This window comes from Pseudomonas frederiksbergensis, assembly GCF_001874645.1.
GTDB classification, from domain to species: Bacteria; Pseudomonadota; Gammaproteobacteria; order Pseudomonadales; family Pseudomonadaceae; genus Aquipseudomonas; species Aquipseudomonas frederiksbergensis_B.
This window is the reverse complement of sequence record NZ_CP017886.1, coordinates 2,497,064-2,512,283: the sequence shown is the minus strand read 5'-3', so window position 1 is coordinate 2,512,283 and position 15,220 is coordinate 2,497,064. Positions and strand designations below refer to the sequence as shown.

Below are 15,220 nucleotides of genomic sequence, written 5' to 3'. Positions count from 1 at the left end.
ATTGGCGGTCCTCAAGCAAGAATGAGCCGTGGCGCGATGGCCAACACAGGCTTACTCGGCGAGGTCCTGCTCCTCAATGGTGAAGGTGTGGTTGGTAAATACACAGATGTCGCCGGCAATGCCGAGCGCGGTTTCGACGATTTCCCGGGCCGACAGATCGGTCTTCTTCAGCAGGGCGCTGGCGGCGGCCTGAGCGTAACCGCCACCGGAACCCATGGCGATCAGACCTTCTTCGGGTTCAACCACATCGCCGTTGCCGGTGATGATCAGGGAGGCGTCTTTGTTGGCGACTGCAAGCATGGCTTCAAGGCGGCTGAGGGAGCGATCGGTGCGCCATTCCTTGGCGAGTTCGACGGCAGCGCGAACCAGGTGGCCCTGGTGCTTTTCAAGCTGGCCTTCGAAACGCTCGAAGAGGGTAAAGGCGTCAGCCGTGGCGCCAGCAAAACCGGCGATGACCTGACCGTGGTACAGGCGGCGAACTTTTTTCGCATTGCCTTTCATCACGGTATTGCCGAGAGAAACCTGGCCGTCGCCGCCCATGACGACTTTGCCGTGGCGGCGAACTGAAACGATGGTGGTCAAGGGAAGAGTCTCCACGCAGCGGGGCGAAAATGCCTTATGCCAACTCATATGGGGGTGGCGAGGCGTTTTTCAACTGTAGGACGCGGCGGGGGACGAGTGGTGCGAGGCGCGTAGGAGCTGCCGAAGGCTGCGATCTTTTCGGGGGGGCAGGGTATTTCGGCTGACCGAGGATCAAGAGCAAGATCAAAAGATCGCAGCCTGCGGCAGCTCCTACAGGGATTTGTGTCTCCTGCGGGAGCTGCGGTGGCGGGTGATCAGCGGCTTTGGCGTTGTTGTAACAACAGGTTGCTGAAGCCACTGCCAGCCAGTTGCTTCTGTGCGGTGGTCAGCTGTTCGCGGTTGCTGAACGGGCCGACCAATACGCGGAACCAGGTTTCGTCCTTTACCGTGCCGGACTCCACCGAAACCGCCTGGCCGAGCAGAATGATCTGTGCGCGGACCTTGTCAGCGTCAGCTTGCTTGCGGAACGAACCGGCCTGCAGGAAGAACTTGGTCACCGGTGCCGCTTTCGCCACCGGTGGCGCTGGCGGCGGGGTGACGCCGCTCAGGGCTGCCTGCGCACGTGCGGTATCAATCTTCGCCGCTTCTGCCGGGGTTACCGGCGCAACGGGTGCGGTCTGCGGTGTCGGCAGGGTTTTCTCCGGCACGGCATCCGGTGGCACGATGACCTCCGATTCCGGCAGCAAGGTGTAGAAGTCGTACTTCGGCTTCACCGGTTGCGTGGGGCTTGGCGGCGTCTTGTTGGCCTCGGCGATCTTGGTGGCTTTCTGTTGTTCGACCTTTTCGCGTTTGACGCTATCGCTGCCTTTGCCCGGTTCCAGTTTCATCAGGAATACGATGAAGGCGCCCACGGTCAGGCCGATGGCCATCCACAGCCATCCCGGAATCGGCTTTTTTGCAGGAGCTTGGTAACGGCTGGCGCCACGCTTGGGTGCTGGTTTTTTCTTGGCGGCCAACTTACATACGCTCCAGAGTTTCCAGACCCAAGAGTTCCAGGCCTTGCTTGAGGGTGCGGCCGGTCAATGCGGCGAGGCGCAAACGGCTCTGCATTTGTGCCGGTGTTTCGGCGCTGAGGATCGGGCAGTTCTCGTAGAAGCTGGAGAACAGGCCGGCAACGTCGTACAGGTAGGTGCAGAGAATGTGTGGCGTACCCTTGTCGGACACGTTGTTCAGCACTTCACCGAACTGCGCCAGCTTGGCGGCCAGTTCGTGTTCGTGAGCGGCTTGGAGAACGATCTGCCCTTCGACTTCGCTGAAGTCCTTGCCGAGTTTGCGGAATACACCCGCCACACGGGTGTAGGCGTACAGCAGGTACGGCGCGGTGTTGCCTTCGAAGTTCAGCATCAAGTCGAAGTTGAAGCTGTAGTCGCTGGTGCGGTGCTTGGACAGGTCGGCGTATTTCACCGCACCAATGCCCACGACTTTGGCGATGTTGCGCAGGTCGGCTTCAGCAAGCGTAGGGTTCTTTTCCTTCACCAGCGTGTAGGCGCGTTCCTTGGCTTCGTTCAGCAGGTCGATCAGCTTTACGGTGCCGCCATCACGGGTCTTGAACGGACGGCCATCGGCGCCGTTCATGGTGCCGAAGCCCATGTGCTCCATTTCCATCGGATGGGTCACGAAGCCGGCCAGGCGAGCCACTTCGAACACTTGCTGGAAGTGCAGGGCCTGACGCTGGTCAACGAAGTACAGCGCACGATCGGCTTTCAGTACGCCGCTGCGGTAGCGCACGGCTGCCAGGTCGGTGGTGGCGTAGAGGTAGCCGCCGTCCGCCTTGACGATGATCACGGGCAGCGGGTCGCCGTCGGCATTCTTGAATTCGTCGAGGAACACGCACTGGGCGCCGTTGCTCTCGACTAGCATGCCTTTGGCCTTGAGGTCGTTGACCACGTTGATCAGGTCGTCGTTGTAGGCACTTTCGCCCATCACGTCGGCCATGGTCAGTTTGACGTTCAGCTGTTCGTAGATTTTCTGGCAGTGGGACAACGAGATGTCTTTGAACTTGGTCCACAGCGCCAGGCAGTCCGGGTCGCCGGCTTGCAGCTTGACCACCAGTCCGCGGGCGCGGTCGGCGAACGCTTCGGATTCGTCGAAGCGCTGCTTGGCGGCGCGGTAGAAGTTTTCCAGGTCCGACAGCTCGTCACTGGTAATCGGGTTTTCCTGCAGGTACGCCATCAGCATGCCGAACTGGGTGCCCCAGTCGCCCACGTGGTTCTGGCGGATCACCGTGTCGCCGAGGAACTCCAGCACCCGCGCCACGCCGTCGCCGATGATGGTCGAACGCAAGTGACCCACGTGCATCTCTTTGGCCAGGTTCGGTGCCGACAGGTCGACCACGGTGCGCTGCACGGAGCCAGCCTTGCGCACGCCGATTTGGGCATCGGCCAGCGCAGCGTCCAGGCGCGAGGCCAGGGCCTGGGTGTTCTGGAAGAAATTGAGGAAGCCCGGACCTGCGATTTCGGTTTTGCTGACGTTTTCATCAACCGGCAACGCGGCGATGATTTTTTCCGCCAGATCGCGCGGTTTCATGCCGGCCGGTTTGGCCAGCATCATGGCGATGTTGCTGGCGAAGTCGCCGTGAGTCTTGTCACGGGAGTTCTCCACCTGAATCGCCGGCGTCAGGCCTTCAGGCAACACACCGTCGGTAACGAGTTGGGTGAGGGCTTGCTGGATCAACTGGCGAATGGTGTCTTTCATGGTCTTCTCTTTCAACCGCAGAGCGGCGGCGCATCAATGCGCAGGTGGAAAAACTGGGCATTATCCGTTGCGAAGTCGGGCTTGCCAACCATAGCAGGCAGGTTATGGATATGCGGTGACAAGATCGAGTTCCCTATGTAGGCGCTGCCGCAGGCTCGGGCCGCGTTCGGACGATCTTTTGATCTTCAATACAAATCGACGGGGTCGACATCCAAAGACCAGCGCACCGCTCGCCCGCTCGGCATCTGTTCCAGCGCGAGCAACCAGGCACTCAACAGTCGATGCAGCGGCGCCCGTGCCGTGGCTTGCAATAATAGTTGTGCACGATAACGTCCGGCTCGACGCTCCATCGGTGCTGGCACTGGCCCTAGCAATTCGATGCCGGTCAGGTTGAGTTCGGCCAGTAATCGCTCCGCCTCGCTGCAGGCTTCATCGAGGAAACTTTCGGCTTGTCCCGGTTTGTGCGCTTCGGCCCGCAACAGCGCCAGGTGTGCGAACGGAGGCAGCCCGGCGGAACGACGTTCGCTCAAGGCCTGCTCGGCAAAGGCGAAATAACCCTGTTCGGTCAGCTGCACCAGCAGCGGATGGTCAGCCAAATGCGTCTGGATGATCACTTTGCCCGGCTCTTCGGCGCGACCGGCACGCCCCGCCACCTGCACGATCAACTGGGCCATGCGTTCGCTGGCGCGGAAGTCGCCGGAGAACAGTCCTCCGTCGGCATCGAGAATTGACACCAGCGTCACCCGCGGAAAGTGATGCCCTTTGGCGAGCATCTGCGTGCCTACCAGAATACACGGCTGACCTTTCTGAATGGTCGCGAACAGCTGATTCATCGCGTCTTTGCGTGAGGTGCTGTCGCGGTCGACCCGCAACACCGGGTAGTCCGGGAACAGAATCCCCAAGCGCTCTTCGGCTCGCTCGGTGCCGGCGCCCACCGGTCGCAAATCGACTTTGGCGCATTTTGGGCAGTGCCGAGGGACACGCTCGACGTAGCCGCAATGATGGCAGCGCAGCTCGCCGGAGCGTTGGTGTACGGTCATTCGCGCATCACAGCGCTGGCATTCGGACATCCAGCCGCAGTCGTGACAGAGCAGGGTGGGGGCAAAGCCGCGACGGTTGAGGAATACCAATACTTGCTGGCCGGCGGCGAGTGTCTGGCCGATCGCCTGTTGCATCGGCCCGGAAATACCGCTGTCCAACGGGCGACTTTTGACGTCCAGACGCAGGAAGCGTGGCTGTTTCGCCCCGCCGGCGCGCTCGTTCAGGCGCAGGAGCCCGTAACGGCCGGTGTAGGCGTTGTGCAGGCTTTCCAGTGATGGAGTCGCCGAGCCGAGGACAATCGGAATGTTTTCCTGCCGCGCTCGCACCAGCGCCAGGTCTCGGGCGTGGTAGCGCAAACCTTCCTGCTGTTTATAAGAGCCGTCGTGCTCTTCATCGATGATGATCAGTCCGGGGTTTTTCATTGGCGTGAACAGTGCCGAGCGGGTGCCGATAATAATGTCGGCGTCGCCATCCCGGGCCGCGAGCCAGGCTTCCAGGCGTTCGCGGTCGTTGACTGCCGAATGCACCAGGGCGATGCGCGCATTGAAGCGCTGTTCGAAGCGCGCCAGGGTTTGCGGTCCGAGGTTGATTTCGGGGATCAGCACCAGCGCTTGCTTGCCGGCCTCAAGGGTTTCACGGATCAGCTGTAAATAGACTTCGGTCTTGCCACTGCCGGTGACACCGGCCAGCAGGAATGCGTGGAAACTGTCGAAACCTGCGCGAATCGCTTCGTAAGCGGCGCGTTGCTCCGGGTTCAGTGGCAGCTCCGGTTGCGCCAGCCAGTGTTCGTGACGCTCGCTCGGCGCATTTTTACGGATCTCCACCTGCACCAGTTCTTTGGCCAACAGCAGGTCGAGGCTGTCCTTGCTCAGCATCAACTTGCTCAGTAGTTGATGGGCGACGCCGTGTGGATGCTGGGCCAGCGTCGCCAGGGCCTCGCGCTGACGCGGAGCACGGGTAATGCGCGGGTCATCCAGCTTGGCCCCCGGGGTGATCGACCAGAACCGCTCCTGGCGTGCTTCGGCCAGTTCACCCTGACGCAACAGGACCGGCAGCGCCCAACTCAAGGTGTCGCCGAGGCTGTGCTGGTAATACTGGGATGTCCACAGGCACAGCTTGAACAAAGCTGCCGGTAGCGGTGGCGTGGCATCGAGCAGGGCCAATGCCGGTTTGAGTTTGTCGGCCGGGACTTCGCTGTGGCTGGTGATTTCCACCAGGATCCCGATCATCTCGCGGCGACCGAATGGCACCCGCAGTCGCATGCCTGGGTGCAAGTGCGCGCGCAGGACGCCGGCCGGGGCACGGTAGTCGAACAGGCGGCGCAAGGGCGAAGGCAGGGCGAGGCGCAAAATGGCGTCGGGCACGCGGGGGGATCTCATTGAGCAGACGGTAAATGAGGGTCGGAGCCTAGCAGACGGTCGGAGTGAGGCATAGCTTGCGTGATTGCAACGGTCTGGTAGAATCCGCGGCCTAATTACGTGCGGTATTCAACAATAGTGTTGAGTGGCGGCACGCTAGCCCGAGGAAAACACCATGAAAGCCGATATCCATCCAACATACGAAATCACCGCAGTTACCTGCAGCTGTGGCAACAAGTTCGAAACTCGTTCGAACCTGGCCAAGCCTCTGGCGATCGACGTATGCAACGAGTGCCACCCGTTCTACACCGGTAAGCAGAAGACTCTGGATACTGGCGGCCGTGTACAGCGCTTCGCAGACCGTTTCGGTGCTTTCGGCAAAGCCAAAGCTCCTGCTGCTGCAGAGTAAGGCTGAAAAGCCCTATGGGCTTTTCCCTGCTGTTAAAAAAGGCGTCCCTCGCGGGCGCCTTTTTTATGTCTGCGATTTGGTTCCCCAGCGCCCAGGCCCTCTGTCCTGCGCCAACCAGTAAGCTGGAAGCTGTCAGCGTGCAGCGCGTGGTGGATGGCGACACGGTGCGCCTGAACGATGGCCGCAGTGTGCGCATGATCGGCTTGAATACCCCGGAACTGGGCAAAAAAGGTCGCTCCGACGAACCTTTCGCCATGGCTGCACGCAAGCGACTGGAAGTTTTGGTGGCGGCAAGCGACGGACGGTTGGGTTTGCTGGCGGGTCAAGAGGGCAAGGATCGTTACGGGCGTACCCTGGCCCATCTCTACAGCGCCAACGGTGACAGTCTCGAAGCGCAGATGCTTGCCGAAGGCCTCGGCTACCTGGTGGCAGTGGCGCCGAACGTCGATTTTGTCAGTTGCCAACAGGCCGCCGAACGTACTGCGCGGCAGGCCGGGCTGGGGCTTTGGCGGCAATCGCCTGTACTGAAAGCGGAGCAGATCAACACTTCGGGTTTTGCCGTGCTCAGCGGGCGTGTGAGCAAGGTTCAGCGCAATCGTGGTGGCGTTTGGATCGAGTTACAGGGGGCGGTTGTATTGCGCGTTGCACCCAATCTGTTCGGTCAATTTGATCTGGCGGCGCTGGAGCGGCTCAATGGCAAGCAGATCGAGGCGCGTGGCTGGATACTCGATCGCTCACGGCGCGCTGGTTTGGAATCCGGCCAGGCGCGCTGGTTGTTACCATTGACTCATCCGGCCATGCTGAAAACAGTGCCGTAGAAATAAATTGTGGACATTTTTTAAGTTGATTGTGAACAGTTAAGCCCTTGTGTTCCGAGGCTCTTGGCCCAAAGTCGTAAGGCAGGGCCCTTGACAGGGGTGACCGGTCAGTCTTGTGGGGACTTTGCGACGCGAGTATCCTCGGCGGTCCGTCGTTCAACAGTAAAAGCGGAATGCCCACATGTCTGATTTGAAAACTGCCGCTCTCGAATATCACGCCCATCCTCGTCCAGGGAAGCTGAGTGTCGAGCTCACCAAGGCCACCGCTACCGCTCGCGATCTGTCGCTGGCCTATAGCCCCGGCGTAGCCGAACCAGTACGCGAAATCGCCCGCGATCCTGAACTGGCCTACAAATACACCGGCAAGGGCAACCTGGTTGCAGTCATTTCTGATGGCACCGCGATTCTCGGCCTAGGTAACCTGGGTCCATTGGCTTCCAAGCCGGTGATGGAAGGTAAAGGCGTGCTGTTCAAGCGTTTCGCCGGTATCGACGTGTTCGACATCGAAGTCGACTCCGAAAGCCCGCAAGCCTTCATCGACACCGTAAAGCGTATCTCCATCACCTTCGGTGGCATCAACCTGGAAGACATCAAGGCACCTGAGTGCTTTGAGATCGAACGCGCTCTGATCGAACAGTGCGACATTCCGGTGTTCCACGATGACCAGCACGGCACTGCGATCGTGACGGCTGCCGGCATGATCAACGCCCTGGAAATCGCTGGCAAAACCTTGCCAGAAGCCAAGATCGTCTGCCTGGGTGCTGGCGCTGCCGCTATCTCCTGCATGAAGTTGCTGGTGAGCATGGGCGCCAAGATCGAAAACATCTTCATGGTTGACCGTACCGGCGTGATCCACTCCGAGCGTGACGACCTGAACCAGTACAAGGCTGTCTTCGCTCACGCGACCGACAAGCGCACTCTGACTGACGCCCTGAAAGGCGCAGACGTGTTCGTGGGTCTGTCCGGTCCGAACCTGCTGAGCGCTGAAAACCTGCTGCTGATGGCGGCCAACCCGATCGTGTTCGCCTGCTCGAACCCGGATCCGGAAATCTCCCCGGAACTGGCTCACGCCACCCGTAGCGACGTGATCATGGCGACCGGCCGTTCGGACTACCCGAACCAGGTGAACAACGTACTGGGCTTCCCGTTCATCTTCCGTGGTGCTCTGGACGTTCGCGCCAAGCGCATCAACGAAGAAATGAAAGTGGCTGCGGCCAACGCTCTGCGTGAATTGGCCAAGCTGCCAGTGCCTCAGGAAGTGTGTGACGCTTACGGTGGCATCAAGCTGGAGTTCGGTCGTGAGTACATCATTCCGAAGCCAATGGATGCGCGTCTGATCACTCTGATCTCGGATGCTGTGGCCAAGGCTGCGATCGAGACCGGTGTGGCTACCCTGCCGTATCCGAAGAACTACCCGCTGAAAAGCGTGGATGACGTGTTCAACGGCTAAGTCGTTGTAGCGCTTCAACAGAAAGCCCCGGCTCTTGTGAGTCGGGGTTTTTTTATGCCTGTCATTTCCTGACGCACCCCGATTTACTGTGGAAGCTGGCTTGCCTGCGATGGCGGCCTGATAGCCGGCCAATCTCTTGCAGGTGTACATATCCGTTTCTGCGGTAACGGCCGCTTAGGGTTCCGCTCTTACAGCGTGTCACTTTTGCAGACGCCGGAGTGCCGGCCCAGCCAAAAGTAACCAAAACGCTTCGCCCCAAGCGTCCGGCCCCTCGCCTAGGCTCGGCGTCCCCTCGCTCCGGCATTCATCAGGGGGCATCGCCTACGGTCTGCTGCGCGACGACCTCCTCTCGATGTGTCCGGCTGCGCCGTACGGCGCTGCGCGCCAACCCCCTGATGAACACCTGCGCTCGGCCTGCCGAAGGGGCGGGCAGGTCAAGGTCAACAGCGGCAGGCGAGCTAACGCTCGGCCTGTTGAGTGGTGAAGGAGCGCTACTGGTGATGATCTTCGTAGGAGCTGCCGAAGGCTGCGATTTTTTGATTTTGATTGTTACTGTTTTGGCCTGTGAATAACCAGCCACCGCCAAAAGATCGCAGCCTGCGGCAGCTCCAGAATGCGCGTCGCGTCAATATGATGGGCACACCCGTGTTTATGCGGTGCGTTATAAGGCAGAACATTCCCACGCTCCTTTCAGGTTGCCTGTCGGAAGCGCCGTCTCTAGCCTTTGAACGTCGCTGCCAATTCAGTAATCGGATTTGACCGTCCGTGTAAATCAAGGCGCACCAGCGCCCAAGACCTATATCAGGCGCTTTTTTTCGTCTGAGGTATCGTGTCATGGCGGCTGTGCGTGGGACACCTTCGGGTGTGCCGGGTTCCTTGATTCCTGGTCGGTCAACCCGCGTACAGCTGCCACCTTTTCGTTTGACCGCGGACGGTGGTAGCTCCAACAATCAAGGAGTTCCACCATGATCAAAGAAACCCCCAGCCCCCCAGAACCCGACGACGTCTCCCCTACGAATCCCTCGATTCAAAAAAGCTCCACGACGCCGCGTACCGTGCTCTCGATCATTACCTGAAACCCACCCTAGCCAAACTGCGCTTCAGCGATCTGCGATCTGACCGCCTGTTCAGCGTTGCTCCAGACGTGGGCCTCGAAAGCCTGTTGGCCAATGCTTCGGAGGATCTGGCGTCGGTCAAGGTCATGGCCGCCGATTTGGCATTCGAAATCGAGGGCTCGCGACGGAGTGTGGCGTTGGCGATTTGCCGGATGGTCGATGGCGCCCTGTTGTTGGTGGACAAGGCGCTGGATGACTACAATCCGTCGGAGTCAGAACAGTTTTACGTCAAAGAGTAGAAGCACGAAGTCCAGAGACTAAAAAGCCCCGCCTTCAAACGAAGAGCGGGGCTTTTGGGTGGGGCTGTTGTGATCAGAACAAATCGATCGGCGCCGCTTCGTCCGCTGGCAGCGGGCTGCCCGGTGCATTGCCGTTGCCCAGTTCGTTGACCGATGGTGGCGTGTCTTCGGACTTGAACAGCTCGAAGTAGGCACCTGGCGTACTTGGAGTGGCCGCACGGCCGCTGACCGGATCAACCCGCAGGCTGAGGATGCCTTCCGGCTCCGCCTGGGTATGCGGTGGCTTGTCTTTGAGCGCAGCGCCCATGTAGTTCATCCAGATCGGCAGTGCGACGGTGCCCCCGAACTCGCGCTTGCCAAGGCTTTCCGGTTGGTCGAAACCGGTCCAGACCGTGGTCACGTAATCGGCGTTGTAGCCCGAGAACCAGGCATCCTTGGATTCGTTGGTGGTCCCGGTCTTGCCCGCGATGTCGCTGCGGCCCATTGCCAGGGCGCGACGCCCGGTACCGAGCTTGATCACGTCTTCGAGCATGCTGTTGAGGATGAACGTGGTGCGCCCGTCGACGATGCGTTCCGCGACTGCCGGTGCTTGTACAGTGGCTTGCGCCGCCGGCGCTTCGCCTGGCATCGGGTTGACCGTAAACGTGTTGCTCGCCGGGGCTGCAATCCCGCTGCTGGCAACATCGCTCTTCGGCACGCTTGGCGGGTTGGCGACGAACAGCGTGTCACCGTTGCGGCTTTCGATCTTGTCGATGATGTACGGGCTGATCTTATAGCCGCCGTTGGCAAAGGTGCTCCAGCCGGTGGCGATTTCCATCGGCGTCAACGTCGCAGTGCCCAGCGCCAGAGAAAGGTTAGGCGGCAGATCCTGCTTGTTGAAGCCAAAGCGAGTGATGTAGTCGATGGTCTTGCCTACGCCCATCGCTTGCAGCAAACGGATCGATACCAGGTTGCGCGACTTGTAGAGCGCTTCACGCATGCGGATCGGGCCGAGGAAGGTGTTGGTGTCGTTCTTCGGACGCCAGACTTTGTCCAGGTACTCGTCGACAAACACGATCGGTGCGTCGTTCACCAGCGTTGCCGGGGTGTAGCCGTTATCCAGCGCAGCGCTGTAGACGAATGGCTTGAAGCTCGAGCCCGGTTGGCGCTTGGCCTGCATGGCGCGGTTGTAGTTGCTCTGCTCGAACGCGAAGCCGCCGACCAATGCGCGGATGGCGCCGTTCTGCGGGTCCAGCGAAACCAGCGCGCCTTGGGCGACCGGAATCTGGCTGAACTTCAGGGCGTTGTCCGGTTGGCGTTGTACGCGGATCAAGTCACCGACCTGGGCGACGTCCGAGGGCTGCTTCGGTGCCGCGCCCATGCTGTTGGTATTCAGGAATGGGCGCGCCCATTTCATGCTGTCCCAGCTGACATGTTCTTCGCCGTTACGGGTCAGGACCTGTACGCCGTTTTTCTCGACCTGGGTGACGATGGCCGGCTCCAGGCCGCTGATGGTGCGCTGCTTGGTCAGCTCTGTGGCCCAGGCGTCGGGCGTCTTGCCCGGCAGGCGGGATTCAGGGCCGCGATAGCCGTGACGCTGGTCGTAGGTGATCAAGCCTTCATGAACGGCGGTGTTGGCCATTTCCTGGAGGTTGCTCGGCACGGTGGTGGTGACGCGGAAACCTTCGGTGTAGGCATCGCTGCCATAACGACCGACCATTTCGGCACGGGCCATTTCAGCGATGTACGGCGCGTTCACTTCCGGCGTCGGTACGTGATAGCTGGCGTTCAGCGGCTCGTTGATTGCGGTCTGATACGCCGCTTCGTCGATTTTCCCGAGCTTGTACATGCGCCCCAGGATCCAGTCGCGACGTTCCTTGCTGCGCGCAGGGTTAGCCAGCGGGTTGAAGCGCGAAGGGGCTTTCGGCAGGCCGGCGATCATCGCCATCTGCGCCAGGCTGACGTCGCGAATCGGCTTGCCGTAATACACCTGCGCCGCCGCCTCGATTCCGTAGGCACGGTTGCCCAGATAGATCTTGTTCACGTAGAGCTCAAGGATCTCGTCCTTGGTCAGCTGACGCTCGATTTGCAGGGCCAGGAGGATTTCCGTGGTCTTGCGCGAAAAACTGCGTTCGCTGGTGAGGAAGAAGTTCTTCGCCACCTGCATGGTGATGGTGCTGCCGCCGGATTGAATGTGTCCGCTTTTGACCAGTTGGGTCGCGGCACGCATCAGGCTGCTGGGGTCGACACCATAGTGATTGGCGAAGTTGTCGTCTTCAGCACTGAGCAGCGCATTGATGAAATTGGGCGGGATGTCGGCAAAGCGGATCGGCGTGCGGCGCATTTCGCCAAATTCTGCGATCAATTTGCCGTCGCTGCTGTAGACCCGCAAAGGAATCTGCAACTGAATGCTTCTCAGCGCCTCCACGGATGGCAATCCCGGACTAAGGTAAAGAAAGGCGCCGCTCAGACCGAGGAGCAGTCCGCAGAAAACGGCGACGATGGACCACCCGAAAAATTTCAGCAGACGAATCAAGGCTTTTGGACATCCAGGGTAAAGAATGAATTAGGCGTCAGGGCATTCAAGGTAAGCAAGGGTAGGCCCGCGCTTGAGAAAGCGGAAAAAACGCTGGGCATTATAAGCATTTTTCCGCCAAAAGCGCATTTGGCGCCTCTGTCAAGGCGCAGCTAATGAACGCAACGAATGATAAAGAGTCCGTAACTCACGGATAGTCATAGGGAATTGCAAGTGCCAGGACTCTTCAATAAAAAAAGCCGCACGCTTTTGGGGATCGATATCAGCTCCACCTCGGTGAAGCTGCTTGAGTTAAGCCGTGCAGGCAATCGATACCGGGTCGAAGCCTATGCGGTAGAGCCGCTGCCGATCAACGCGGTGGTCGAAAAGAATATCGCCGAACTGGAAGGTGTCGGACAGGCACTGTCCCGAGTGCTGCTCAAGGCCAAAACCAGCGTCAAAAGTGTCGCGGTGGCCGTTGCCGGATCAGCGGTCATCACCAAGACCATCGAAATGGACGCCGGACTTTCTGCCGATGACATGGAAAATCAGCTGAAGATCGAAGCTGACCAATACATTCCCTATCCCCTCGAAGAAGTCGCCATCGATTTTGAAGTGCAGGGCGTCTCCCGGCGTAATCCCGAGCGTGTGGATGTACTGCTGGCGGCCTGTCGCAAGGAAAACGTCGAAGTTCGCGAAGCCGCGCTGGCTCTTGCCGGCCTGACCGCACGGGTCGTCGATGTAGAGGCGTACGCGCTGGAGCGTTCATTCGGCTTGCTGACGGCACAGTTGGCCGGTGTAACCGAGCGTTCGACGGTGGCCGTGGTCGACATCGGCGCCACCATGACCACCTTGAGCGTGTTGTCCAACGGACGAATCATTTACACCCGAGAGCAGTTGTTCGGCGGCCGTCAGTTGACGGAGGAAATCCAGCGTCGCTATGGCATGACCGTCGAACAGGCCGGGCTTGCAAAAAAACAGGGTGGTTTGCCTGACGACTACGTCAGCGAAGTGCTGCAACCGTTCCGCGAGGCGCTGGTGCAGCAGGTTTCGCGATCGTTGCAGTTCTTTTTCGCCTCGGGTCAGTACAACGCGGTCGACTACATCCTGCTGGCCGGTGGCACCGCCTCGGTCGCCGGGCTGGATCGGCTGATCGAGCAGCGTCTGGGCACACCGACGCAGGTGGCCAATCCGTTTGCGGACATGACATTGAGTAGCAAGGTCAACGCCAGTGCCCTGGCCAGTGATGCGCCGGCGCTGATGATTGCCTGTGGCTTGGCGCTGAGGAGTTTCGACTGATGGCGCGGATCAATCTTCTCCCTTGGCGCGAAGCGTTGCGCGAGGAACGTCGCAAGCGCTTCCTGGTGGGGCTGGCCGGTGCGCTGGCAGCGGCAGTCGGGGTGATTCTGCTGGGTGACCACTTCATCAGCAGTGCCATTGATCGGCAGGTCGCACGCAACGATTACATCGGCAAACAGATCGCTGTGCTCGATGACCGGATCAAGCAGATCAGCGATCTGAAAGCCCGCCGTCAGCAACTCGTCGAGCGGATGCGGATCATCCAGGACTTGCAGGGCAACCGGCCGGTCAGTGGGCGGATTTTCGACCAATTGGCGCGTACGCTGCCAGACGGGGTGTATTTCACTGACCTGAAAATGGTCGATAAAACGCTGTCCATCAGCGGTGCGGCAGAATCGAACAATCGCGTCTCGGAGTTGATGCGCAACCTTGACGCGTCCGACTGGTTCGAAGCGCCGAGCCTGACCGAAGTCAAGGCAACCACTGCCGGTGCGCTGGATCAGGCCAACGTGTTCCAGTTGAGCGTTCGTCAGACTCAGCCGGCCGCAGCGGAGGACGCGAAATGAGTCCGTCCCAATGGTTCGAGGGGTTGCGCAAGGTCGATATCAACGACCTGGACCTGAACAACATAGGCTCCTGGCCCACGGCAATCAAAGGCCTGGCCGGCGGGCTGCTGATCGTGCTGGTGCTGGCGCTGGGTTACAGCTTTTACCTGAAGGATCTTGAAAATCAGCTTGAACAGGCCCGAGCCGGGGAAGCGACCCTCAAGGAGCAGTTCGCGAGCAAGGCACGCCTGGCGGCCAATCTGGAGCGCTACATCGAGCAGATGAAGGCAATGGAAACCTCCTTCGGCGTGCTGTTGCGGCAGTTGCCCAGCGATACCGAAGTGCCCGGTCTACTGGAAGATATCACTCGCACCGGATTGGGCAGCGGGCTGGAGTTTGAAGAGATCAAGCTGCTGCCGGAAGTCACCCAGCAGTTCTACATCGAGCTACCGATCCAGATCACTGTCACCGGCGCCTACCATGACCTGGCGACCTTCGTCAGTGGCGTCGCCAGCCTCCCGCGGATCGTCACCCTGCACGATTTCAACGTCGAGCCGGTCGTTCCGGACAGCGGCGCGAAACTGCGCATGAACATCCTGGCCAAGACTTACCGCTACAACGACAAGGGGTTGCAGAAATGAACGCGGCCCGATGGTTTTCGCTGGCTGTGCTGCTGGGTGGTCTTGCCGGTTGTGGCAACGGTAACGACGTCAGCGATCTGGACGCCTACATGAACGAGGTGCGCCTGCGCCCGCCCGGCAAGATTGAACCTGTGCCGACGTTCAGGTCTTACGAGTCATTCACTTACAACGCTGCGTCGTTGCGCAGCCCGTTTTCACCGCAAGTCAGGGTCGGTCTGGCAGGTCGAAAACCGGGGGCGCGCAACGTCAAGCCCGATCCGAATCGGGTCAGGCAATACCTCGAAGGTTTCAACATCGAGCAGTTTGAAATGGTCGGCACTATCTCCAATGCCTCCGGCGCTTTTGCGTTGCTGCGCGGTGCCGGTGGGGTGCATCGGCTGAAGGTCGGTGACTACCTGGGGCGCAACGATGGCCGGATCGTGGCCATCAGTGACTCGCAAGTCGATGTGGTCGAAATCGTTCCCGATGGCGAAGGTGCCTGGTTGGAGCGGCCGAGGACTATTCCTTTGAAAGAGCACTCATAGTGGAACTCGTA

General features: G+C 60.0%; 13 protein-coding genes. 8 read left to right on the top strand and 5 right to left on the bottom strand.

All coding sequences use genetic code 11. From position 1 onward, the window contains the following. Positions 1–51 precede the first annotated feature (51 nt). The 4 genes from hslV to BLL42_RS12125 all read right to left on the bottom strand — a co-directional run bounded on the left by hslV (position 52) and on the right by BLL42_RS12125 (position 5,681). Positions 52–582, bottom strand: a complete 531-nt coding sequence (gene hslV, locus BLL42_RS12140) for an ATP-dependent protease subunit HslV (RefSeq protein WP_007899242.1) — start codon at positions 580–582, stop codon at positions 52–54. Between the two features lie 254 nt (positions 583–836). Continuing rightward, complete coding sequence (locus tag BLL42_RS12135; protein WP_071552312.1) at positions 837–1,538, bottom strand: SPOR domain-containing protein; 702 nt, start codon at positions 1,536–1,538, stop codon at positions 837–839. 1 nt (position 1,539) lies between these two features. Beyond that, the gene (gene argS / locus BLL42_RS12130; RefSeq protein ID WP_071552311.1) at positions 1,540–3,276 is read right to left on the bottom strand and encodes an arginine--tRNA ligase; all 1,737 of its coding nucleotides are present in this window, start codon (positions 3,274–3,276) and stop codon (positions 1,540–1,542) included. 185 nt (positions 3,277–3,461) lie between these two features. Then, on the bottom strand, positions 3,462–5,681 hold the full coding sequence (locus BLL42_RS12125; RefSeq protein ID WP_071552310.1) for a primosomal protein N': 2,220 nt from the start codon (positions 5,679–5,681) through the stop codon (positions 3,462–3,464). A 169-nt stretch (positions 5,682–5,850) separates the two neighbouring features. On the opposite strand from BLL42_RS12125, the gene rpmE reads away from it, so the two are divergent. From rpmE to BLL42_RS31040, 4 genes are all read left to right on the top strand, one after another. Beyond that, the gene (gene rpmE / locus BLL42_RS12120; RefSeq protein ID WP_071552309.1) at positions 5,851–6,084 is read left to right on the top strand and encodes a 50S ribosomal protein L31; all 234 of its coding nucleotides are present in this window, start codon (positions 5,851–5,853) and stop codon (positions 6,082–6,084) included. 14 nt (positions 6,085–6,098) lie between these two features. Continuing rightward, entirely contained in the window at positions 6,099–6,902 is an 804-nt protein-coding gene (locus BLL42_RS12115; protein WP_071552308.1) for a thermonuclease family protein, read from the top strand. A gap of 181 nt (positions 6,903–7,083) precedes the next feature. Continuing rightward, entirely contained in the window at positions 7,084–8,352 is a 1,269-nt protein-coding gene (locus BLL42_RS12110) for a malic enzyme-like NAD(P)-binding protein (RefSeq protein WP_071552307.1), read from the top strand. A gap of 1,144 nt (positions 8,353–9,496) precedes the next feature. Continuing rightward, the gene (locus BLL42_RS31040) at positions 9,497–9,706 is read left to right on the top strand and encodes a DUF6124 family protein (RefSeq protein ID WP_408004017.1); all 210 of its coding nucleotides are present in this window, start codon (positions 9,497–9,499) and stop codon (positions 9,704–9,706) included. A gap of 73 nt (positions 9,707–9,779) precedes the next feature. Here BLL42_RS31040 and BLL42_RS12100 read toward each other — a convergent pair whose 3' ends face one another. Then, the gene (locus tag BLL42_RS12100; RefSeq protein WP_408004028.1) at positions 9,780–12,218 is read right to left on the bottom strand and encodes a penicillin-binding protein 1A; all 2,439 of its coding nucleotides are present in this window, start codon (positions 12,216–12,218) and stop codon (positions 9,780–9,782) included. 216 nt (positions 12,219–12,434) lie between these two features. Between BLL42_RS12100 and BLL42_RS12095 the strand changes: the two genes are divergently transcribed. The 4 genes from BLL42_RS12095 to BLL42_RS12080 are packed head-to-tail and all read left to right on the top strand — an operon-like array spanning position 12,435 to position 15,209. After that, the gene (locus BLL42_RS12095; protein WP_071552305.1) at positions 12,435–13,499 is read left to right on the top strand and encodes a pilus assembly protein PilM; all 1,065 of its coding nucleotides are present in this window, start codon (positions 12,435–12,437) and stop codon (positions 13,497–13,499) included. Continuing rightward, the gene (locus BLL42_RS12090; protein ID WP_071552304.1) at positions 13,499–14,065 is read left to right on the top strand and encodes a PilN domain-containing protein; all 567 of its coding nucleotides are present in this window, start codon (positions 13,499–13,501) and stop codon (positions 14,063–14,065) included. Before BLL42_RS12095 ends, BLL42_RS12090 begins: the two co-directional genes overlap by 1 nt. Beyond that, complete coding sequence (gene pilO / locus BLL42_RS12085; RefSeq protein WP_071552303.1) at positions 14,062–14,685, top strand: type 4a pilus biogenesis protein PilO; 624 nt, start codon at positions 14,062–14,064, stop codon at positions 14,683–14,685. Before BLL42_RS12090 ends, pilO begins: the two co-directional genes overlap by 4 nt. Beyond that, positions 14,682–15,209, top strand: coding sequence for a pilus assembly protein PilP (locus BLL42_RS12080; protein ID WP_071552302.1), 528 nt, complete (start codon positions 14,682–14,684; stop codon positions 15,207–15,209). Before pilO ends, BLL42_RS12080 begins: the two co-directional genes overlap by 4 nt. Positions 15,210–15,220: the final 11 nt, after the last annotated feature.

What these genes read in the sequence shown, in the direction of transcription:
- rpmE (WP_071552309.1), top strand. Translation starts at nt 5,851, where the DNA reads ATGAAAGCCGATATCCATCCAACATACGAAATCACCGCAGTTACCTGC.
- BLL42_RS12115 (WP_071552308.1), top strand. Translation starts at nt 6,099, where the DNA reads ATGGGCTTTTCCCTGCTGTTAAAAAAGGCGTCCCTCGCGGGCGCCTTT.
- argS (WP_071552311.1), bottom strand. Translation starts at nt 3,276, where the DNA reads ATGAAAGACACCATTCGCCAGTTGATCCAGCAAGCCCTCACCCAACTC.
- BLL42_RS12080 (WP_071552302.1), top strand. Translation starts at nt 14,682, where the DNA reads ATGAACGCGGCCCGATGGTTTTCGCTGGCTGTGCTGCTGGGTGGTCTT.
- pilO (WP_071552303.1), top strand. Translation starts at nt 14,062, where the DNA reads ATGAGTCCGTCCCAATGGTTCGAGGGGTTGCGCAAGGTCGATATCAAC.
- BLL42_RS12090 (WP_071552304.1), top strand. Translation starts at nt 13,499, where the DNA reads ATGGCGCGGATCAATCTTCTCCCTTGGCGCGAAGCGTTGCGCGAGGAA.
- BLL42_RS12110 (WP_071552307.1), top strand. Translation starts at nt 7,084, where the DNA reads ATGTCTGATTTGAAAACTGCCGCTCTCGAATATCACGCCCATCCTCGT.